Annotated in this window: 11 protein-coding genes; 9 read left to right on the top strand and 2 right to left on the bottom strand. The window is 68.7% G+C overall.

The annotated features are described in order from the left end of the window. Positions 1–4 precede the first annotated feature (4 nt). Together AB0395_RS38635 and AB0395_RS38630 are read left to right on the top strand one after the other, a co-directional pair. Positions 5–676: a hypothetical protein gene (locus tag AB0395_RS38635; RefSeq protein ID WP_366290094.1), complete on the top strand. Its 672-nt coding sequence runs from the start codon at positions 5–7 to the stop codon at positions 674–676. Then, entirely contained in the window at positions 673–4,110 is a 3,438-nt protein-coding gene (locus AB0395_RS38630) for a DUF87 domain-containing protein (protein WP_366290091.1), read from the top strand. Before AB0395_RS38635 ends, AB0395_RS38630 begins: the two co-directional genes overlap by 4 nt. A gap of 5 nt (positions 4,111–4,115) precedes the next feature. Here the strand turns inward: AB0395_RS38630 and AB0395_RS38625 are convergent, their stop codons facing one another. Together AB0395_RS38625 and AB0395_RS38620 are read right to left on the bottom strand one after the other, a co-directional pair. Then, positions 4,116–5,216 carry an acyl-CoA dehydrogenase family protein gene (locus AB0395_RS38625; RefSeq protein ID WP_366290089.1) on the bottom strand — a complete coding sequence of 367 codons (1,101 nt, stop codon included), beginning with the start codon at positions 5,214–5,216 and terminating at the stop codon, positions 4,116–4,118. Positions 5,217–5,277: 61 nt separating this feature from the next. Further along, the gene (locus tag AB0395_RS38620; protein ID WP_366290086.1) at positions 5,278–5,829 is read right to left on the bottom strand and encodes a DUF4242 domain-containing protein; all 552 of its coding nucleotides are present in this window, start codon (positions 5,827–5,829) and stop codon (positions 5,278–5,280) included. 164 nt (positions 5,830–5,993) lie between these two features. Here AB0395_RS38620 and AB0395_RS38615 point away from each other — a divergent pair, with 164 nt between their 5' ends. From AB0395_RS38615 to AB0395_RS38585, 7 genes are all read left to right on the top strand, one after another. Further along, positions 5,994–6,554 (top strand): helix-turn-helix domain-containing protein, encoded by a 561-nt coding sequence (locus tag AB0395_RS38615; RefSeq protein WP_366290083.1) that lies wholly within the window; start codon positions 5,994–5,996, stop codon positions 6,552–6,554. A gap of 160 nt (positions 6,555–6,714) precedes the next feature. Beyond that, complete coding sequence (locus AB0395_RS38610; protein WP_366290080.1) at positions 6,715–8,772, top strand: ABC transporter substrate-binding protein; 2,058 nt, start codon at positions 6,715–6,717, stop codon at positions 8,770–8,772. A gap of 98 nt (positions 8,773–8,870) precedes the next feature. After that, positions 8,871–9,593 (top strand): ABC transporter permease subunit, encoded by a 723-nt coding sequence (locus AB0395_RS38605; protein WP_366290077.1) that lies wholly within the window; start codon positions 8,871–8,873, stop codon positions 9,591–9,593. A 612-nt stretch (positions 9,594–10,205) separates the two neighbouring features. Continuing rightward, on the top strand, positions 10,206–19,034 hold the full coding sequence (locus tag AB0395_RS38600; protein WP_366290074.1) for a DNRLRE domain-containing protein: 8,829 nt from the start codon (positions 10,206–10,208) through the stop codon (positions 19,032–19,034). A 2-nt stretch (positions 19,035–19,036) separates the two neighbouring features. Next, positions 19,037–19,396, top strand: coding sequence for a hypothetical protein (locus AB0395_RS38595; RefSeq protein ID WP_366290071.1), 360 nt, complete (start codon positions 19,037–19,039; stop codon positions 19,394–19,396). Between the two features lie 289 nt (positions 19,397–19,685). Beyond that, the gene (locus AB0395_RS38590; RefSeq protein ID WP_366290069.1) at positions 19,686–20,513 is read left to right on the top strand and encodes an amino acid ABC transporter permease; all 828 of its coding nucleotides are present in this window, start codon (positions 19,686–19,688) and stop codon (positions 20,511–20,513) included. Beyond that, positions 20,510–21,271, top strand: coding sequence for an amino acid ABC transporter ATP-binding protein (locus AB0395_RS38585; RefSeq protein ID WP_366290066.1), 762 nt, complete (start codon positions 20,510–20,512; stop codon positions 21,269–21,271). Before AB0395_RS38590 ends, AB0395_RS38585 begins: the two co-directional genes overlap by 4 nt. The last annotated feature ends 158 nt before the right edge of the window (positions 21,272–21,429 follow it).

Raw genomic sequence — 21,429 nt, 5'->3', positions numbered from 1 at the left:
AGCTATGTCGGAAAAAGGGCTTTCGTTCGCCGAAGTATCGATTTTGGTGATTTTGTTGGTTGAAGGGGAGCAGGTTTCCAACATCGACCTCAAAGAACGTTATGGTGTGACCCTTACTGGAGAGTCGCGTCTGAAACTGAACGACCTCAAGCTTGTCGAGAGCCGGAAGCAGGGCCGCGCGTTTGTTCACCTCCTGACCAGCGACGGCTGGGGCCGGGTGGCTGAGGAGATCGAGTCCGGCATCCCCATGCCCCGTGGTGTGGCCGGGGCGATGAACCTCGCCCTGGTGTCCTTGGTTCGTAGGATCCTGGCACGGACCGGGCAGCCGCTTAACTACTTCTATCTCCCCGAGAGTGCTCCGGCCGCTCTGGCCTCCGAAGCCGAGGCCGCCGCACTTCCCTCCGAAGACGGGGATGAGCTCACCGAGCGCATTCGTGCCGCCTACACCGAACTTGCCGCCGAGCCCGGTGCCTGGGTCAGCCTGGCGCGGCTGCGACCGCTGCTCGGTGACGCCGAGAGGACGGAGGTGGACAGGACGCTCAAGGGGATGATCCACCTGCCGGACGTGAGCATCATTCCGGAGAGCAACCAGAAGGTCCTCACCTCGGAAGGCAGGGCCGCCGCGGTGATCATCGGTGACCAGGAAAAGCACCTGATCTCGATCGAGGCACTGTGAACAGCCGGGAACTCGAGGTCCTCCAGGCGCTCAGGTTCAACTATGTCGAGGGGCCCGAGGACGTGTGGAGCCCCTCGGCCTTCCACGTCGAAGGTTTGAACGGGACCGTGGAACGAGCCATCCTCAGCGGGCTCGCCGACGTGGCGAACGGCGGCGCGACCAGCCCGATCGGCTTGGTCCTGCGCGGACAGCGGGGCACGGGCAAGACCCATCTGCTCGGCTGGGTCCGGGAGAGAATCCAACAGGAGGGCGGCTACTTCTTCCTGGTCGGCCTGCTCGACGCACGGACCTTCTGGGAAAGCATGCTGATCTCCATGCTCGACGGTCTGTCACGCGATGGCAGAGAGGGGGAGAGCCAGCTCAAGATCCTGCTGCGGCGCCTGTCCGAGCTGGCCGACATGCCGCGCGGGGTGCAGCGTGAGGTGATCGGGAACCGGTCGGTGACACGTGAGAGCCTCGAGGCCTTCGTCGCGGGGGTGCGTAAGCTCAATCCTCACGTCGGTCAGGCAGCCAAGGACACCCTGCGCGCGCTCGTGCTGCGCGCCTGCGCCGACTACGCCGCCCAGGACATCGGCTACGGCTTTCTGGCCGCGCTGCCCGAGGAGGAACTCGGCGAGCGCGCGGCCTGGGGGATCCGGCAGCTCCCGAAGACACCACAGGAGATCGTCAAGGACCTCTCCCATCTCCTCGCGCTGACCGGCCCGTCCGTCATTGCCGTCGACCAGATCGACGTGCTCGTCGCGCAGTCCGTGGCCGCCACCGACGGTACGGTGTCGCACGACTGGCACGACCTGATCGTGGTGGATCAGGTGGCGGGCGGCTTCATGGCGCTGCGCGAGGTCACCCGCAGAACCCTGACGGTCGTCTCCTGCCTGCAGCAGACCTGGACCCTCGTCGAGAAGTTCGCCACCGACACCGCGCGCGACCGGTTCAGGAAGATGCCCAACCTCAAGCCGCTCCCCGACGCGGAGAGCGCTCGTGCCCTGGTCGAGAAACGGTTCGCGGCCAGGTTCGCGGAATTCGGCTTCGAGCCGCCCTATCCGACCTGGCCCGTACGGCCGACCGCGTTCGACGGCGCCAGCGAGTACACCCCGCGGCAGCTCCTGGTGAAGATCGACGCGCACATCGACGCCTGCCAGGACGACCAGGAGGTGCGGGAGCTCGAGCGCCTCGACCAGAGTGCCGACCAGCGTCCTTCACGCACCAGAGGGATCTCCGACTTCACGGTCCTCGACGCTCGTTTCGCCGAGCTCAGGCAGCAGGCGCCGGTGGACGACGCCCTGGACGCCGCCGTCGAGGACACCGTGATGCCCGCCCTGCTGGCGGCGGGCCTTTCTGCCTGGATCGACGGGCTCGGCGATGCGGGACGCCAGTTCAGCGTCGATCCGCCGCCCAGCAGCAAGCCCCCGCTCCACGCCCGTCTGCGGCGCACCCTGGACGAGGAGACCGAGGACGAGGCGCACTGGGCCTTCCGCGCCATCGCCGCCATGCATCCGATCGCCGCTCTCAGCCGCCTGCGCGCCGCCTCCGTCACGGCGGGGCTGAACGCCCAGGTTCCCCGGCGACGGCTGTTCGTGCTGCGCAACGAGCCCTGGTCGAAGGGACCCCGCACGGTCGCGGCCGTCGCCGCGTTCGAGCAGGCGGGTGGCAGGGTGCTCATGGTGGACAGGGAGGATCTCAGGATCCTGGCCGCGCTGCGGCAGCTGTACGCGGACAACCCGCCGAACCTGCGGGCCTGGCTCGCCGAACGGAAACCCGCGCACGACGTCAAGCTGCTGTGCGAGAGCATCGGCGACACCGGTGACGACAGCGACCCAAAGCCCGTGCCCACTGAGCCCGTGCCCACTGAGCCCGTGCCCACTGAGCCCGTGCTCGCCGGGCCCGTGCCCACTGAGACTGTGCCCGCCGGGCCCGTGCCCACCGAGGCTGCGCGCACCGAGCCCGTCGTCCCCGAGGTTTCCGTCCCCCAGGCCGTCGCGCCCCTCGTCACCACGCCCGTGGTCACCGCGTCCGCGGGTACCACGCCCCTTGTCACCGTGCCCACCGTCACCGCGTCCCTGGGCACCGGCTCCATCGCCGCGCTCACCGCCGCCAAGCCCGTGGTCACCACACCGGCGGTCACCGCGCCGACGGCCGCCAAACCCGCTGTCACCAGGCCCGTGGCCGCGCAGGCGGCGGACGGTGGCGCGCCGTACATCCCCCTCGGCCGCACCCTCCCCGGCGGGCGGCCCGTCGGGATCGCGCTGGAAGCCCTCAGGAAACACACCGTGATCTTCGCCGGATCGGGGTCGGGGAAGACCGTGCTCATTCGCCGCCTGGTCGAGGAGTGCGCGCTCAACGGCGTCTCGGCGATCGTGCTCGACCCGAACAACGACCTGGCGCGGCTCGGGGACGGCTGGCCCGAGCCGCCGTCGCAGTGGGGGCCGGGTGACGCGGAGAAGGCCGCGGAGTACCTCGCGGCCACCGACGTCGTCGTCTGGACGCCGCGCCGTACGACGGGACGGCCGCTCAGCTTCCAGCCCCTGCCGGACTTCGCGAGCGTCGCGGCCGACCCGGACGAGTTCGGCGTGGCGGTCGACGCCGCCGTCGCCTCGCTCGCGCCGCGCGCCAAGCTCAACTCCAGAACGGGGAAGGCCCAGATCGGGCTGGCCGTGCTCAGAGAGGCCGTCGTGTACTACGGGCGCGGGGGCGGGCGGGGAATGCCGGGCCTCATCGACCTGCTCGCCGCTCTGCCGTACGGCGTGAGCGGGCTCGCCAACGCTGAGAAGATCGCCGCCGAGGTGGCGCAGACGCTCAAGGCGGCGATGGTCAACGACCCGCTGTTCGCCGGTGCCGGAGTTCCCGTCGATCCCGGTGTCCTGCTCACCCCGCCGCCGGGCAAGCGGGCACGGGTCTCGGTGATCAGTTTTGTCGGCCTGCCGTCGGACGAGCAGCGTCAGGGCTTCGTGAACCAGTTGCAGATGGCGCTGTTCGCCTGGATCAGGAGGCACCCGGCCGGTGACCGTCCGCTGGGCGGCCTGTTCGTGATGGACGAGGCGCAGACCTTCGCGCCCTCGGGGGCGACGACCGCCTGCACACAGAGCACACTGGCGCTGGCCGCCCAGGCCCGCAAGTACGGCCTCGGCCTGGTGTTCGCCACCCAGGCCCCCAAGGGACTGCACAACTGGATCCCGGGAAACGCCGCGACCCAGTTCTTCGGCCTGCTCAACGCCCCCATCCAGATCGAGGCGGCGAAGGAGATGGCCAGGTCGAAGGGCGGCGAGGTCGCGGACGTCTCCCGGCTGACGACGGGCCAGTTCTACCTGGCCGCGGAGGGGACCGCCTTCGCCAAGACGCTGGTCCCGCTGTGTCTCACCCACCATCCGAAGGCCCCTCTCACCGCGGAGGAGGTCGTCGCCAGGGCGTGCGACGGGCGAGACGCCCCAGGGGAGTGAGACGGTCAGCCGGGCGGCCGGGAGAGTTCCCAGCGGAGCTGGATCTCGCTCGGCGACTGCGCGGGCAGGAACGCCGCCTCGCGCAGCCTGCGGTTCGTCGGGCTTGAGGTGACGTAGCCGAGCCCGCCACGCGCGGTCGCCTCAAGCCGGGTCGCCGCGAGGGTGAGGGCCGCGGCGTCGAAGCGGAGCCGGGTGACCGCGCGTGGATCGGCCAGGGCGGGCGCCCGCTGGGCGTCGCGGGCGCGTTCGCCCACGTCGGCCAGTCGCGCGGTGAGATCCTCGACGTCGGGCGCGAGCACGGAGCCCTCGCCGGTCACGGCCGATCGGGCCTCGTCGAGCGCCCGGCTCGCCAGCCCGACACAGAACGCGGTCTGCAGGAGCAGGAGTACTGGGCGCGCACGCCGGACGAACGCGCGCAGGTCGTCGGTGACGACGTGCTCGGCGTCGGCCCGCACACCGGAGAGGGCGACCGAGGACGACGCCGTCGCGTCGAGGGCGAGCAGCCGCTGAGGCGGGGCGACCGAGACGCCGGGGTCGTCGGTGCGCACCACCACGACGACGCGGTCCTCGGTGTCCCCGATCCGCGCGGGCAGCACCACACAGGCGCCGGGCACGAGGTTGGAGGCCCATCGGATCGGGCCGTCCAGCAGGAAACCGTTCCCCGTGGGGGTGGCGACGATGGGGACGGTCCGCATGCCCGCGGCTTCCTGGAGAGCCGCGGCCATCGCGGTCGAGCCGACCTCGACGCCCGCGACGAGGCCGTCCCGCAGCCGTCCGAGAACGGAGCCCCGCGCGGCCCCGCGCAGGTACTCGATCACCATCCGGTGCGCCCAGAACGAGAAGGCCGAGCTCAGGCACTCGGTGGCGATCAGCTCGATCACCTCCGCGACGTCGGAGACGCCCGTGCTCCCCGCTGCGGAGTCCAGGCCGAGCAGGTTCCGTTCCCCGAGGTGGCGCAGGGTGTCCCGGAGGTCCGTCTCGCCCCGGTCCGTTGCGGCGGCCCGGCCCGCGACGTACTCGCGAAGACCGGGCAGGTGCTCGCGCCAGTCCTCGGAAGCGGCCGTTCCCTCGCCTTCCGTCCGGGAAGCGGTCGTGTTCTCGCTCACCGCGTCGCCTTCCGCGCGGATGCGGAAAGCGGGACCGCCCGTGAGGGAGCCGGTCTCCCGCTCACCGCGACGTCCCGCCGTCGAGTCCGCGGTCGAGCTCGAAGAGGCGACTCACCGGCGTCGACACCGCCTCGCGGGCCCGCAGTACCGCGGACTCGTCGGGGCCGTCGTAGAAGCACAGGCACTTGGCGGTGTCCTCGCGCACATAGGTGCGCAGGAAGCTCACCTCGGGAACCTGGGCGTACAGCGGCGCGCGGGCTTTCTTCCTCGCGAGGTAGTCGTCCATGCCCAGATTCTCGGGGATGTCCCACTCGACGAGATAGTCCGCGGAGCCCTTCGCGCGTTTGATGTCCTCAAGCTCCGCGCCGACGAGTCTGACCTCGTCGGGCCCGGCGACCGCGGTGACGCCGGGCACCGGGGAGAGGTCCAGGCGCAGGTCCGCGTGCGCGCCGGCCTGGACGACGACGTAGGCGCGCGACAGGTCTCCCGTCACCTGGGACTCGATCAGCTCGCCACCTGTCTCTGCGGCCTGCCGTGAGACCTCGGCGATCGCGGCCTCGACCGCGGGCCGGTCGGTGACTCCGATGCTCAGCTCGATGAGGTACAGCGCCATCGTGCCCTCCTTCGGGGCGGGCGCACCCGGTCCGGGTGCGGGGACGGGGAACCGCGGCGGGAATCCGCGCTTGTTCATAGACAGATCTGTCTATGAACAAGTGGAGCATACGCCACGCCTCGCCGGGCACAACCCCGTCTGCCGCGGAAGCGTAAACTGCCGTGGTGACCGCCCTCTCGTCTCCCCGACCCGCCGAGCGCCTGCTGGAGACCGTGAGCCTGCTCTTTCCCCTCCACGGCATCCGCGCGGTGGGGATCGATCAGATCATTGCCGAGGCCGGGGTCGCGAAGGCGAGCCTGTACCAGGCCTTCGGGTCGAAGGAGGCTCTCGTCGTCGCCTACCTCGAACGGCAGGACGCCACCGACCGCGCCGTCTACCGGGCGGCGGTCACGGGGGTCGGTGACCCGGTCGACCGGGTTCTCGTCTCCTTCGACCTGGCCGTCGCCTCGGCGCAGCGGCGCTCCTATCGCGGCTGCGTCTTCCTCAACGCGGCGACCGAGTTCCCCGGGCCTGGCCATCCGGTCGGGGAGGCCGTCGAGGCGCACCGCGCCTGGGTGCGCGCCCGATGGGCGGAGGCACTCGCGGGGCGAGGCGCGGAGAGCGCCGCCCTGGTCGACCGCGTTCAGATCCTCTACGACGGCGGGATCGCCGGGATGAAGGCCGCGCGCTCGACGGCGCCGATCGCCCTCGCCCGTGAGATGGCACGCGAGCTGCTGTCCTCCTGAAGCCCCGCAGGGGTCTTCAATAAAAACAGGTCTGTCTGGTAGGTTTTTCTGGCAGGCGAGTTTTCGCGCCATGCGTCCGCCGTTGCCGTGCGTCCACCGCCGTGGTGTCCCACGCGGCCGTCGCTTTCACCGGCCATGCCACCTTCCAGGGGACAGTCACATGTCGCAGAACATCGCCGAACTCTCCGCCGTCAGCGTCCGCTACGGCCGTCACGACGTCCTCACCGGCATCGACCTCCGCCTGGAGGCGGGGGAGTTCCTCGCCCTCGTGGGCCCCTCCGGAGCGGGCAAGTCCACCCTGCTGCGCGTCCTGTCGGGGCTTCAGACCCCGGCCTCCGGCACCGTACGGCGCCCGGAGGACGACGGCGGGGCGACCCGTTCGGTCTTCCAGGAGCCGCATCTGCTGCCGTGGCGGACGGTCGCGCGCAACGTGCGCCTCGGCCTGGAGTACCGCGCGAACGGCGGACGCGAGAGCGGGGGCAGGGCGGCGGCCGACCGCCGGGTGAATGAGGTCCTCACCGAGTTGGGCATCGCCGACCTGGCGCACCGCTATCCGTCACAGCTGTCGGGCGGACAGGCGCAGCGGGTCGCGGTGGCACGGGCCGTGGTCGCGAGCCCCTCGCTGCTGCTGCTCGACGAGCCCTTCGGCGCGCTCGACCCTCTCACCAGGGCCGACCTCCAGGACTGGCTGCGCGCCGTACACGAGAGGCTGGGGCTCTCGACCGTCCTGGTGACCCACGACCTGGACGAGGCGCTGCTCCTCGGTGACCGGATCGGGCTGCTGCACACCGGGCGTGAGCCGCTGGAGGTGCTGCCCTCCCCGGTGACGCGACGTGAGGAACTCGCCGACGGCTCGGCCAGGCGCGCCCTCCTGGCGCACTTCACCTCCCACGCGGAACGGTCCGAGCTGGGCGGCCAGGACGCAGAAACCGCGACACCGGCGCAGGCACCGGACGCAGAAACCGCGACGCCGGCGCAAGCAGCGGGCGCGACCCGCAGGGAGGCGCTGGTCGTCGCGGGCGCCCTCACCCTGCTCGCGGTGCCCGTCGCCGGATCCGTACTGACCTCAGGCGAGCGGGCCGGTGCCGCGACGCGCGGGGGCGCGGACACCGCAGCGCGCTCCCCGGCCCTCGGAGGAGGACCCGCGGCCGCGGGTGGGGGACCCGCGACGCTGCGTATCGGCTACCTGCCCATCACCGACGCGGCCCCGCTGCTGCTGGCCCACGACTCGGGCCAGTTCACCGACCGGGGCATCACCACCCCGCCCCCGACCCTCTACCGGGGCTGGGCCCCGCTCGTCGAGGCGTTCCAGGGCGGCAACGTCGACCTCGTCCACCTGCTGATGCCGCTCGCGATCCAGCTGCGCTACGACGCCAAGGTGCCGGTGAAGGTGCTCGCCTGGAACCACACCAACGGTTCCGCGCTGACCGTCGCCCACAGGATCGGCTCGGTCGAGGACCTGGCGGGCGCGAACGTGGCCATTCCCGCCTGGTTCTCCGTGCACAACGTGGTCCTGCAGAAACTGCTGCGCGCGGCCGGCATCACCCCCGTCATCGACACCCCGCCGAGCGCGGCCTCCCGTACGGCCCAGCTCGTCGTGATCCCGCCCGCCGACATGCCCGCCGCGCTCACGTCCGGCTCGATCTCCGGATACATCGTCGCCGAGCCGTTCTGCGCCGTCGGAGAGGTGCGCGGGATCGGGAAGATCCTGCGGTTCACCGGCGATGTGTGGAAGGACCACGCGTGCTGCGTGACGGTCGTGCGCGAGTCGCTGGTGCGCGAGCGGCCCGATGTGGCGCTGCGCGCGACCGAGGCCATCGTCGCGGCGCAGCTCGCGATCAGGAATGACCGTGACGGAGCGGCGGAACGCCTGTCGGCGGGAGGCTACCTCCCCCAGCCCCTGCCCGCGCTGAAGCGGACCCTCGCGGCGCATCAGGATCCGGCCTACGTCACGTCCGGCGCGGTACGGCATCCGCAGTGGCGGTCGAACCGCATCGACTTCCAGCCTCATCCCTATCCCACCTACACCGACGAACTCGTCAGGGCGATGAAGGAGACAACCGTGGACGCGGACGTGAGCTGGCTCGGCGCGCTCGATCCATCGAGTGTGCACCGCGACCTCGTCGCCGTGGACATCTCATCCGCGGCGATCGCACGCGCGGGCGGCCTGGGGGTCTTCGGCGCGGCCGGGACCCGCACGGAAGTCGTCGAGCCGTGAGCGCCCTGGCCGGACCCGTGGCGCGCTGTCGCGGCGGGGAACCTGAAGGAGAGGGACGCCCTGCGAGAGACGGCCGGAGCGGGGGGACGGCGGCGCGGGTGACGGCGCGTGCCGGTGTGGTCCTGCTGGTCGTCGCGCTGTGGTGGCTGGCCACCCGGGTCGTTTTCGCGGACAACGCCATCCTGTCCCGGATGGGACCCGGTTCGGCGTTCGCGGCACTGACGGAGGCGCTCGGCGAGCACTCGACCCTCTCGGGGGTCACCGCGTCGCTGCGCAGGCTGCTCCTCGGTCTGCTGGCCGCGACGGCGGCGGGGGTGCCGCTGGGGCTGCTGTTCGGTTCAAGGGCACTGGCCGAGTACGCGACCGCCCCGGTCGTCCAGTTCCTGCGGATGACGTCTCCGCTGGCGTGGGCGCCGCTCGTGATCGTTCTGCTCGGCTCCGGCGACGCCCCCGTGATCGCGCTCATCGCGCTCGCCGCGGTGTGGCCGATCGTGCTCGGGGTGTCCGCGGGGACGCGGGCGCTCGATCCCGGCGCGGCACTGGTCGCGCGCTCGCTCGGGGCGACGCGGTGGGAGGTCGTCCGCAGCACCGTCATCCCCGGCCTCGCCGGTTCACTCCGTACGGCGCTGCGGGTCGCCCTCGGCGTCGCCTGGGTCGTGCTCGTGCCCGCCGAGATGTTCGGGGTCTCCGACGGGCTCGGCTACTTGATCCTCAACGCGCGCGACAACCTCGACTACGAAAGGCTGGCCGCCACGATGCTGCTCATCGGGGCGATCGGTTTCCTGCTCGACCGGATTCTCAGCGGACACCGTTCTCACTGACGAACGAACCAGCGGGCGGAGAAATGTCTCTCCCTTGCTCCGGTCGATGTTCTATGCATTCACGTAAGGCATGTGGAGTTTTCGATACCGTGGCCCGGTGTTTTCCGGGCCTTTCATAAAACCGCTTGCCCAGCATGGTGGGCCGCGAATAACACCGCCAAATACCGACATTTGGAGAAGGGGGATTCATCCGGCGGGTTCTCCGCTTCCCGGTGTCGCTTCCGGGGATATTCCCCGCGGTCGACACATCGGCTCCTTTCCGTCGGACGCAGCGAGAACCTGCGGCTACGCAGGGTCCGGAGCCCGAGAGTCGCGGGCGGATGCAGCATGTTCTTTCGGCATCGAAGATTTTCCCGTGCCCTGATTTTAGGTGCTTATCCGATTGCTTCCCGTGATAAGGGTGACCACCCCTGCCGTGATTATGGTCCGGCGAATTACTTGGGTCGCCGCAATGGAACGTTCCATGAGTTCGTCAATTGAATTGTGCTATCGCTCGGATGATCCCCGGCGTTACGGTGTACATAAAAGATCACCCACTGTCACTGTTTACAGGAATTGACTGGTTTTTTACGATCACGGCGTTTTGTGTTCTTCGATCCATTGGAGATGGACATGAATCTGCCGAATCCGTATCGAAGAAAGACCGCACCCGGCCGTCGCCGGGACGGGCGCCCGCCCGGCCGCCTCCGATTACTGGTCACCGTCCTGCTGTGCGCGCTGGTGGCCTCCGCGTCCCCGACCGCCGCGCTGGCCCAGACGGACGGTCCTCCCGAACTGCCGATCAAGCTCGACGAACTGCTGCGGGGAGCCGCCGCCTGGGCGGGCGGCGCCCTCGCCGGCGAAACGGACGACCCGCCGGGCGGAATGCGCCCCGCGCGCGAGACGGCGGAGCTGCCGGGGCGTGACACGGTGGCGGGCCGGACGCAACCGCCCGGCAAGCGGGTCAGGGAACTGGCCGACCAGCGTTCCCGATTCGGCTCCGTCTACGAGCTGGAGGACGGGCGGCGGCAGGCCGAGCTGTCCGCCACGCCACTGCACTACCGGGACCCGTCCGGGAAGTGGCAGAAGATCGACACCACCGTGACGGCGGCCCCCGGCGGAAAGGCCGGTGACAAGGGGCTGGGCGAGGGCTTCGTCTCGGGCAACGACAACGCCGGGTTCGGCTCCCGGTTCGGGAACGCGACCGACAGGCTGCTGAACGTCAGGCTGGGCGACCGGCAGGTCACCTTCGGTCTCGCGGGCCCGGCCCGGCCCGTCTCCCCGAAGGTGGACGGGTCGAAGGTCACCTACCGCGGCATCTGGGACGGCGCCGACCTGGTGTTCAAAGTCACCCCGGCGGGGGTGAAGGAGTACATCGTGCTCTCCAAGGCCCCGGCCCTGGACGCCTCGTTCGCCTTCACCGTCCGCTCCGACGGAGTGCGGGCCGAGCAGCGGCCCGACGGGTCGATCGTGTTCACCGCGGGCGACGAGCCGGTGTTCTCCGTGCCCAGGCCGTTCATGCTCGACGCGCAGCCGGACGCCGCCTCGCCGTACGGCAGGCGCCACTCCGACGCCGTCGCCCAGAACCTGGCCCAGCAGGGCGACCAGGCGACCATCACCCTGAAGCCCGACGCGGGCTGGCTGGCCGTGGCCGACCGGAAGTGGCCGGTGGTCGTCGACCCGACCGTCAAGATCGTCGCCAACGGCTTCGGCGGGATGGACGCCTACGTCAGCTCCGCCGCCAAGACCACCAACTACGACGGCTCCTGGAAGCTGCCGGTCGGCAGGATCTCCTCAAGCGGGGTCAGCCGGGCACTGCTGTACTTCAACCTCACCGACCTGCCGATCGGCGCGCAGGTCTCCGACGCCCGGCTTGAGACCTACTTCGACCAGGCGCTCGGCGAGACGGGACCCGTCACGGTCGAGGCGCGGGAGATCACCGCGGACTGGAACTCCTTCGACGTCACCTGGAACAACCAGCCCGCCTTCGCGAACACGGTCACCGCGTCGGTGACCCGCCAGCCCGGCGAGCTGAACCGGTGGCACTCGTTCAACGTCACCGGCGTGGTCAACAGGTGGCTGGCCGATGTCGAGACCCCGGCCAACGGCTTCGTGCTCAAGGCGGCCGACGAGAGCGCCGCCGCGAAGATCGCCGGGCCGGTCTACGAGGCGGGCGAGGACGTCTACGGCGGCGACGGCATGACGGGCGAGACCACCACCATGCCGCGCCTGCTGGTGACCTACGGCGCCCCCTCGGTCACCCTCAACCCGGTCACCACGGTCTCGGCGACGGGCGCCCGCCTTTCGTGGACGCCGTACCAGGACCCGACACCGGGCGATGACTCCGACGACCTGGTGGAGTACCAGGTGCACCGCGAGTGCCCCTCGGGATGCGGCGGCGTCGGAGCCGACACCCTGGTCACCCCGTTGGCGCCCGACGTTACCTCCTACACCGACACCACGGGCGGCGGCGACCCCGAGGCGGTGGCCGACCCCTCCTACATCCACGAGGCCACCTACTGGATCGTGGTCAGGACGAAGGACGGGCGGGAGTCGCCGTCGCAGCGCCTGACGGTGGTCATGCCCAAGCCCGGCCACATCTCCAAGATGCTGTACGGCGGCGCCGACACCACCCTCGCCTCCGGCGAGCCCACCACCGGCCACGACACGATCGGCGGCAGGAAGCTGCTGCAGGCCGGCAACACGACAACCGCTCCGGCGACCACCCGCGCCGTGCTGAAGTTCGACGACTTCGCCACCGAGATCCCGGCCGACGCGCAGGTCAGCGAGGCGACGCTGTCGCTGTGGAACGTGGGAGCCACCGGCTCGGGAGCGTCGTTCACCGCGCACAAGCTCACCCGCGCCTTCGACGAGAACGCCACCTGGGCGAAGGCCGACGGCTCGGCCGCCTGGGCGGCGCCGGGCGGTGACTTCGCCGCCGCCGCGCTAGGAACGGTGACCGGGTTGGGCGCGACGCCCGGCTGGCGCACCTGGGCCGTCACCGGAGCGGCCAGGGACTGGATCGCCACTCCCGCGTCGGCGAACGGGCTGCTGGTGAAGGTGGCCAACGAGGCCGGCAGCGCCAAGCAGTCGGCGTCGTTCCTGTCCGGCGAGGCCGACGGCGAACCGGTGCTCCGGCCCAGGCTCCGGGTGACCTACCTGGAGAAGACCGACGGCGCCTCCGCCTTCTACGCCCCGGAGACGCCCACCACCCTGGACGCCGGGGAGAGCCAGACGGTCCGGATCGCGGTGACCAACACCACCGACCAGGCCTGGCCCGCCGCCTCGACCGCCCTGGGCTACCGGTGGCAGCTACCGGACGAGACCGACGTCACCGACGCCTCCAACCAGGCGCTCACCCGGCTGCCCAGGGACCTGGCGCCCGGTGAGACCGTCATGGTGGACGCCGCGGTCAAGGCCCCCGCGGGCTCAGGGGAGGACAACGCGGCGGAGCCGTACACGCTGGCCTGGGATGTGCAGGACACGCTCACCGGCACCTGGAAGTCCTCCTCCCAGCACCTCCCCAGGCTGCCGCAGCTCATCCGGATCGTCAGGCCCACCAGCGACTTCCTGGGGTCGGAGAAGTTCTACTCCTACACCGGTAAGAACACCGGCGCCGGGTCGACCGCGCTGGTCAACCCGCACACCGGGAACCTGGTCTGGAACTACAACGCGCTGTCCAACCCCTCGCGCGGCATCTCCACCTTCGTCAGGGCGACCTACAACTCCCTGGACACCTCGACCTCCGCGATGGGGCACGGCTGGTCGTTGCAGACCTCGACGCTGCAGCGGCTCGGCTCGCCGCTGGAGTTCCTGCCGTGGCGCACGTCGTGGCCGTCGAAGGTACGGCTCACCGACGGGGACGGCACCAGCCATCTGTGGACACTCGACACCCACGGCCGCGACGCGCGGACCTGCACGGCGGCCACCTGTGACTACGTCCACCCGCGCGGAGTCCACCTGTACCTCCAGAAGACCGACTCCAGGGACCCGCGCCGCACCTGGGTGATGACCAAGCCGGACCGGACCCAGTTCTTCTTCGACGACGAGGGCTACCAGTCGGCGATCGTCGACAAGAACGGCAACGCCATGTCGTTCACCTACGAGCGGGCCCTGTGCGGCAACCGGCCCGGCAAGTACCTGCGCTACATCACCGACGCGGCCGGACGCAGGACGCTGACCCTCGACTACTACAAGCGCGGCCAGAAATACTCCTACATCGGCGACGACGGGCAGGAGGTGCAGGGCACCCGGCTGACCAACCCCTACATCGCCGACAACATCGCCTCCGTCACCGACGTCGCCGGACGGAAGGTCACCTTCACCTACAGCGCCAGGGGGCAGCTGGCCAGGCTGGTCGACGGCGCGGGCGACGGACAGGCCAAGACGTTCCGGTTCACCTACGACGCTCCGCGCGGCAGCTGCAACGTCAAGCTGACCTCCGTCACCGACCCGCGCGGCAACGCCACCCGCTTCGCCTACCACACCTCCCCGTCCGACTTCAGCGGCAGGTCGAAGCTGGCGACCATCACCGACCGGCTCGGCGGGGTGACCCGCCTGAACTACGTCTCGCTCGGCGGCACCGCCGTACGGGCCACCGTCACCGACCCGCTGTCACACGGCAGCACCTACACACTCGACGGGTACGGCAGAGCCGCGTCGATCGTCAACGCCAAGAACGAGACCACGGCCCTTGAGCGGGACGACGACCACAACGTCACCAAGCTCACCGAGGCCAACGGCGCCGCCTCGACCTGGAGGTACGACCCGAAGACCGGCTACCCGCTGGAGCTGCGGGACGCGGAGGCCGTACGGAACGGCACCCCCGCGACGGTGCTCGGCTACCAGACGGCGCTGAACGGCTACGTCGCCGACCTGACGAACAAGACCAGCCCACAGGGACGCGGGTGGGCCTTCGGCTACGACGCCAAGGGCAACCTGAAGACCGTCGTCGACCCGCTCGGCGTCTCGACACCCGCGGCCGGTGACTACACGACGTCGTATGACTACGATCCGCTCGGCCAGCTCACCAAGGCGACCGACGCCAACGGCAACCCGACCGCCTACGGCTCCTACCACCCGACGGGCTATCCGCAGACGATCACCGACGCCTACGGCAAGGTCACCACGACCGCCTACGACGCGCGCGGCAACGTGCTGTCGGTGACGGACGCGCTGGGCAAGAGGACCACCCAGACCTACGACCTCTTCGAACGGCCCCTGGAGAGCAAGACTCCCAAGGACCAGGACGCCGGGGTGTTCGTCGTCACCCCCGCCCCGGTCTACGACCCCAACGACAACGTCACCACGATGACCGCGCCCAACGGGGCGGTGTCCACGGCCGTCTACGACAGGGCCGACCAGCTGGTCGAGTCGCTGCTGCCCAAGGACGCCGACGACGGCCCCGAGCGCAAGGCGTCCTTCACCTACGACCTCGCGGGCAACCTGCTCACCCAGGTCGAGCCCAAGGGCAACCTCACCGCGCAGGCGGGCGACTTCACCACCACGTACGTTTACGACCCGATCTACCAGCTGACCGACGTGATCAACGCCGACCAGAAGAAGATCACCTACACCTACGACAACGTCGGCAACACCGTCAAGGTCGTCGACCCGCGCAAGAACGCCACCCCGGACGCGGACGACTACACCACGACCTACGTCTTCGACCGTGACCACCGGCCCGTCGAGACCAGGGACGCCGCCGGGAACCGGACCACGACCGACTACGACCTCGACAGCCTGGTCGAAGGGACCACCGACGAGGAGGGCAACAAGACCCTCGTCACCCTGGACAAGCGCGGCGACGTGGTCGAGACCCGGGTCCCGCACGCGGAGGCCGACGGCGCGGTCAAGTACGTGACCACCCGGTTCGTCTACGACCAGGCCGGAAACCAGACGCAGACCGTCACCCCGCGGGGTGTCGAGACGACCGACGACCCGACGGACTTCATTGCCGAGACGAAGTACGACAAGCTGAACCGGCCCGTCGAGGAGATCTCCCCCTTCGACCGGGACGACCCGAGGTACAACACCCCCGACTCGGTGAAGTACGTCTACGACGAGGTCTCCCGCCTGAAGGAGATCTCGACGCCGCCCTCGCAAGGGCAGAGCGTCCGCAACGTCACCACGATGTCGTACTGGGACACCGGCTGGACCAAGACCTCGACCGACCCGTGGGACATCACCACCGCCTACGACTACAATGTGCTCGGCCTGCAGACCAACCGCACCGTCACCTCGGCGGGCGGCTCCTCCCAGCGAGCCGTGACCTGGAGCTACTTCCCCGACGGCAAACTCAAGACCCACGCCGACAACGGCGTCCCGCTCGACGTGGACGTGGTGCTCGCCGACAACTCCGACACCGGCCAGACCGCCGCGACCGGCTCCTGGAAGGCGGCCCCCGTTTCGGTTGGCCTCCGTAAGGATTTCACCGGGTTCGACTACGCCACCGCGCCCGCGGGCTCCGGTGGCAGCACCTTCACCTGGAACCTCACCATTCCGGTACGGGGTGCCTACAAGGTCTACGTGAAGTATCCGGCCGGAGCCACCGCGACCGACGCCGCGTACACGATCAAGCACGACGGCGCGGAGAACACCGCGAAGGTCGACCAGAGCGCCCGCGCCGGAGAGTGGGTCGGCGTCGGCACCTTCACCTTCACCGAGGGCGGCGCCCAGAGCGTCACCCTGACCGACAGGGCCAACGGCATCGTCGCCGCGGACTCCGTCAAGCTCGTGCACGACAACGGCGCGGCCGACAGCGAGAAGAAGGACTTCGTCTACTCCTACGACCCCAACGCCAACCTGACGAGGCTCCTCGACAATTCCGCCACCGCCAAGATCGACACCTGGGACATCGGCTACACCGGCCTCAACCAGGTGGATCGGATCGTCGAGAAGCTCGACGACGTGGTGAAGAACACCACCGCCTACACCTACAACGAGAACGGCGCCCCGACCAGGCGCACCCACGACAAGACCGTCGCCACCTACGACTACGACGTGCGCGACCTCGTCGAGCGGGTGACCAACGCCAAGTCCGCGACCGACACCGCGCCGAAGGTCACCTCCTACACCTACACCGCCAGGGCCGAACGCCTTCGGGAGACCAAGGCCAACGGCAACACCGTCGACTACGACTACTTCCTCGACGGCCTGCTGCGGCACTCCATCGAGAAGAAGCCCAACGGCACGCTGGTGTCCGAGCACACCGTCGGCTACCAGGGCAACCTGCAGCGTTCCCGCGACCTGTCCAAGATCCAGAACGCCGACAACCCCGGCGCCTACCTGGAGAACGACTACACCTACACCTACGACCCCCGCGACCGGATCGCCAAGTCCGTCAAGACTCCGGCCGGTGGTGGCGCGGCGACGACCGAGACCTACCTGCACGACGCCAACAGCAACGTGTACGAGGAGGAGGTCGGCGGCAAGAAGACCACCTTCACCTTCGACCGCGACCGCCTGACCACCTCGACCACCGAGGGCGCGACCGAGACCTACACCTACGACCCGTACGGCAGGCTGCGCACCGTCACCGGCGGCGGCCAGACCCTGGAGAAGTACACCTACGACGGCTTCGACCACATCGTCAGGCACGACAAGCTCGGCGAGAACGGCGCCGGCACGGTCACCACCTACACCTACGACCCGCTCGACCGCACCACCAGCAAGACCGAGAAGACGGGTACGGCCGCGGCGAAGACCACGGCGTACTCCTACCTCGGCATGTCGGACGAGGTCCTGGACGAGGAGGTAGCGGGCAGGCTCACCCGCTCCTTCCAGTACAGCCCGTGGGGCGAGCGCCTGTCCCAGGTGAAGGCCAAGGCAGACGGCGGTGAGGAGTCCTCCTACTACGGCTACAACGCCCACACCGACGTCGAGACCCTGACCTCGGAGACCGGTGACACCCGCGCCACCTACGGCTACACCGCCTACGGCAAGAACGACGACAAACTCTTCACCGGCATCGACAAACCGGATCCGGCCAATCCCACGGCCCAGGAGGAGTACAACCCCTACCGGTTCAACGCCAAACGGTGGGACAACTCCACCGAGACCTACGACATGGGCTTCCGCGACTACAGCCCGGGCCTGAACCGCTTCCTCACCCTCGACTCCTACGACGGAGCCCTGGACGACCTCGGCCTCGGCCTCGACCCCTGGACGTCCAACCGCTACGCCTTCACCGGCGGCAACCCGGTCGGCATCGTGGAAATCGACGGCCACTTCAACGTGGCCTCGTCGGACGGCGGCGGTATCGCCACGAAACCGACTCCGAAACCCACCCCACCGCCTCCGGTATCACCGCCGAAACCCGCGAAGAAGCAGTCCTCCACCTCCGCGGAGGTGACTCCCAGTCCCCAGCCCGGCGAGGACATCAACGCGTACTTCAAGCACTGCCAGAAGATCGGGATGAACAAGTGCAACTGGGGCAAGTCCGAGGTAGCCGCACTCTACGACCTCTTCGTGGCGGACTACGTCGACTGCGCCAACGGTGACGGCACCAGCTGTGCCTGGGCCGCCGTGGGCGTCATCACCGGCGTGCTCGGCAAAGTCGCAGAGGTGGGCGCCCGTGCCCTCCGAGCGGGCAGCAGGGCGGCTCGTGCCGGGAACAGGGTCAGAAAGGTCTCGAAGGCGTGCCGGCAGAGCTTCGTTCCGGGCACCGAGGTGCTCATGGCCGACGGCACCCGCAAGGCGATCGAGGACGTCAAGGTCGGCGACGAGGTCCTGGCCACCGACCCTGAAACAGGAAAGACCGAGGCCAAACCCGTCATCGCGCTGATCACCGGTGAGGACGACAAGAACCTCGTCCAGATCACCGTCGACACCGACGGAAGGAAGGGGAACAAGACCGGCCTGGTCATCGCCACCGAGATCCACCCCTTCTGGGTATCTGAACTGCACAAGTGGGTCAACGCCAAGGACCTTAAACCTGGCATGTCCCTGCGCACATCGGCCGGCACCTACGTCCAGATCACCGCGATCAAAAAATGGACCGCATATCAACAGGTCTACAACTTCACGGTTGCCGACCTTCATACATATTATGTGGCGGCCGGCAGTCAAAGCCTGCTGGTTCACAACGCCGTTCCTTGCTCTGACGTGGCGCTGGGGATAAAGGCGAACAACTTGGAGAAGTTCGCCACGGACAATGGATTTACGCATTACCTGGATGATCCAAACTGGCAGAGTCTGGTTCATCGTGCCGCCAATGATCCCAGTGTCAACATCCACGTATCGCTCGATGGGTTTGCCGGGGGGAATAGTCCTGCGGAGCTCTTTATGGCCGCCTACAAGAACGGGATGGGGGATAACTGGTTCGCCACTGAGCGGGAGATGTATATTATAGGTAAGGCGGTGCGGCTCGGAAACCGGCCGTGGAGTAGCATCACCTTTTACCAGAAGGGTCGCCCGGTCAGCATTCCGGAACCGGCGGCATGGCCTAAGCCGGGAAAATAAAAATGCAGAAGATCGCTGAGTGGCATCGGGGATTCCAGGTTTGGCAGTACTCCGTGAGTCATTCGACTCTTCTCCTGCGGAGCGTCAATGTCGCGGGGTTCTCGACTCGAATCGATGTGGTATTCGTAGGGGTCGAACTTATGCTGATTCGGCCAACGTACAGTAAGCTCATCATCTTCTGTGTCGAAGGTGATGAAAAGAGGGAAATACTCGTAAATGAGTCAGAAGAGGTGATCGGGAAGCAACTTTTCCTGCTCGATGGAAAAGCTAGCTATGTGGTGGCTGGTGGATTCTCCTGGCATGAGGATGCAGGGGATCATCACACTCCTTCGAGGTTCGGCCCCTTGAGGGGAACCGAGTAGCTTAGAGCTGCTTTTCCGAAACTCATATTCGAGAGCAATGCAATGTGTGCCGCCTCGCATCGTGAGTGTGGGGCGGCACCTGCATCTCCTGATCACTTGACTCCTGTAGGGCACTACCGCAAGAGAGGCGTGCTGGGACGGTAGGTCTCCCGAGAAGCCCGTACGACCGGATCTTCGGTGGGTGAGCGGACGAAACGATCAAGTGGGACGTGGCATTTGTGCCGGGAGATCCCACAAGAGTGCAGCCAGCGTCAAGCCTTGGCACTGAGAGCGGTCCTACGTTCGTCGCGTGCTCGACGAACTCTCGAAGATGCCCATAGCGCCGCGGCGGCGCCTGGGTTCGCGCTGGGGGCTCGGCGCGGTGCTGCTCGCACTGACCGCCTGGCTGTTCTGGACGGTTGTCACCAGCCCCAACCTGGACTGGGCGGTGATCGGGTCTTATCTGTTCGCCGAACCCATCCTCAGTGGGGTCGGCGTCACCCTACTGCTCACCGTGTCCACGCTGCTGCTCGGCCTGCTCATCGGAATGCTGCTGGCCCTGATGAGACAGTCGGGCAACCCGGTGCTCAGCGCGGCCTACGCCGCCTACATCTGGTTCTTCCGAGGCACGCCGCTGCTCGTCCAGCTCGTCTTCTGGTTCAACCTCGCCCTGCTCTTCCCCAGGATCGGCATCGGGATTCCCGGCACCTCGCTCGGTTGGTACGGCGACGCCAACACTCTCATCACCCCGTTCATCGCCGCGCTGTTCGGGCTGGCCCTGCACGAGGCCGCCTACATGGCGGAGATCATCCGAGGTGGTTTCCTCGCGATCCCGCGCGGTCAGGTGGACGCCGCGCTCATGATCGGCATGACTCCGGGGCAGGCGTCGAGGCGGATCATCGTGCCGCAGGCCATCCGGGTGATCCTGCCCGCGCTCGGCAACCAGTTCATCCTCATCCTCAAGGGCACCTCGATGGTCTCGGTCATCGGCGGCGGTGACCTGCTGACCCGCGCCCAGCAGATCTACGGCCAGAACTACCAGGTCATCGCCCTGCTGTTGGTCGCCTCCCTGTGGTACCTGGCGCTGGTCAGCCTGGCCTCGATCGGTCAGCACTACCTGGAGCGGGGGCTGCGGTGAAGGGCGCGGTGAGCGTACGGGGTCTGCGCAAGTCCTACGGCGGCATCCCGGTGCTGCGCGGCATCGACCTCGATGTCACGCCCGGTGAGGTGGTCTGCTTCCTCGGCCCCTCCGGCGGCGGCAAGAGCACGCTGCTGCGTTGCATCGCGCATCTGGAGACGCTCGACGCGGGGCTGGTGGCCGTCGACGGCGAGCTGGTCGGGTATGAGCCGCGCGACGGCAGGCTGGTCGAGTCGTCGCCGAAGCGGCTGGCCATGACCCGTCGCAGGATGGGCATGGTGTTCCAGCAGTTCAACCTGTTCGCGCACCTCACCGCGCTGGAGAACGTCATGCTTGGCCCGGTGACGGTCCTGCGGCGCGAGCGGGACGTGGCCAGGGAACGGGCACGGGAGCTGCTGGCGCGGGTGGGACTGGCCGCGCACGCGGACAAACGTCCGGCGCAGTTGTCCGGCGGCCAGCAGCAGCGGGTGGCGATCGCCCGCGCGCTGGCGATGGACCCGTCGGTGCTGCTGTTCGACGAGCCGACGAGCGCGCTGGACCCGGAGCTGGTCGGCGAGGTCCTCGGGGTCATGCGCGACCTGGCGGGCCAGGGCATGACCATGCTCGTCGTCACGCACGAGGTGGGGTTCGCCCAGGAAGTGGGGGACACCGTGGTGTTCCTCGACGGAGGCGTCATCGAAGAACAGGGCCCGGCGAAGCAGGTACTGCGTTCGCCCGCTTCGGAGCGCACCGCCGCGTTCCTGGCCCACGTCCTGTAAAGCAAGGAGCGACATGTCCATGTCTGTCATAACCCGTGGTTCCGTCCTGGTCGCCGCCGTGGCCGTACTCGCCGGATGCGGGACCTCGGCCCCGCAGGCCACGACGTCGGCGGCGCCCCCGGCGGAGGGGGGGGGGGGGCCCGCCGCCCCGCCCCCCG

This window comes from Streptosporangium sp. NPDC051023 (assembly GCF_040689595.1).
Classification (GTDB): Bacteria; Actinomycetota; Actinomycetes; order Streptosporangiales; family Streptosporangiaceae; genus Streptosporangium.
The sequence above is the reverse complement of the archived record's forward strand: the minus strand, read 5'-3'. Positions and strand labels throughout refer to the sequence as shown.

Excerpts from the sequence above, each read along its gene's own strand:
- AB0395_RS38600 (WP_366290074.1), top strand. The coding sequence starts at position 10,206 with ATGAATCTGCCGAATCCGTATCGAAGAAAGACCGCACCCGGCCGTCGC.
- AB0395_RS38610 (WP_366290080.1), top strand. The coding sequence starts at position 6,715 with ATGTCGCAGAACATCGCCGAACTCTCCGCCGTCAGCGTCCGCTACGGC.
- AB0395_RS38620 (WP_366290086.1), bottom strand. The coding sequence starts at position 5,829 with ATGGCGCTGTACCTCATCGAGCTGAGCATCGGAGTCACCGACCGGCCC.
- AB0395_RS38595 (WP_366290071.1), top strand. The coding sequence starts at position 19,037 with ATGCAGAAGATCGCTGAGTGGCATCGGGGATTCCAGGTTTGGCAGTAC.
- AB0395_RS38635 (WP_366290094.1), top strand. The coding sequence starts at position 5 with ATGTCGGAAAAAGGGCTTTCGTTCGCCGAAGTATCGATTTTGGTGATT.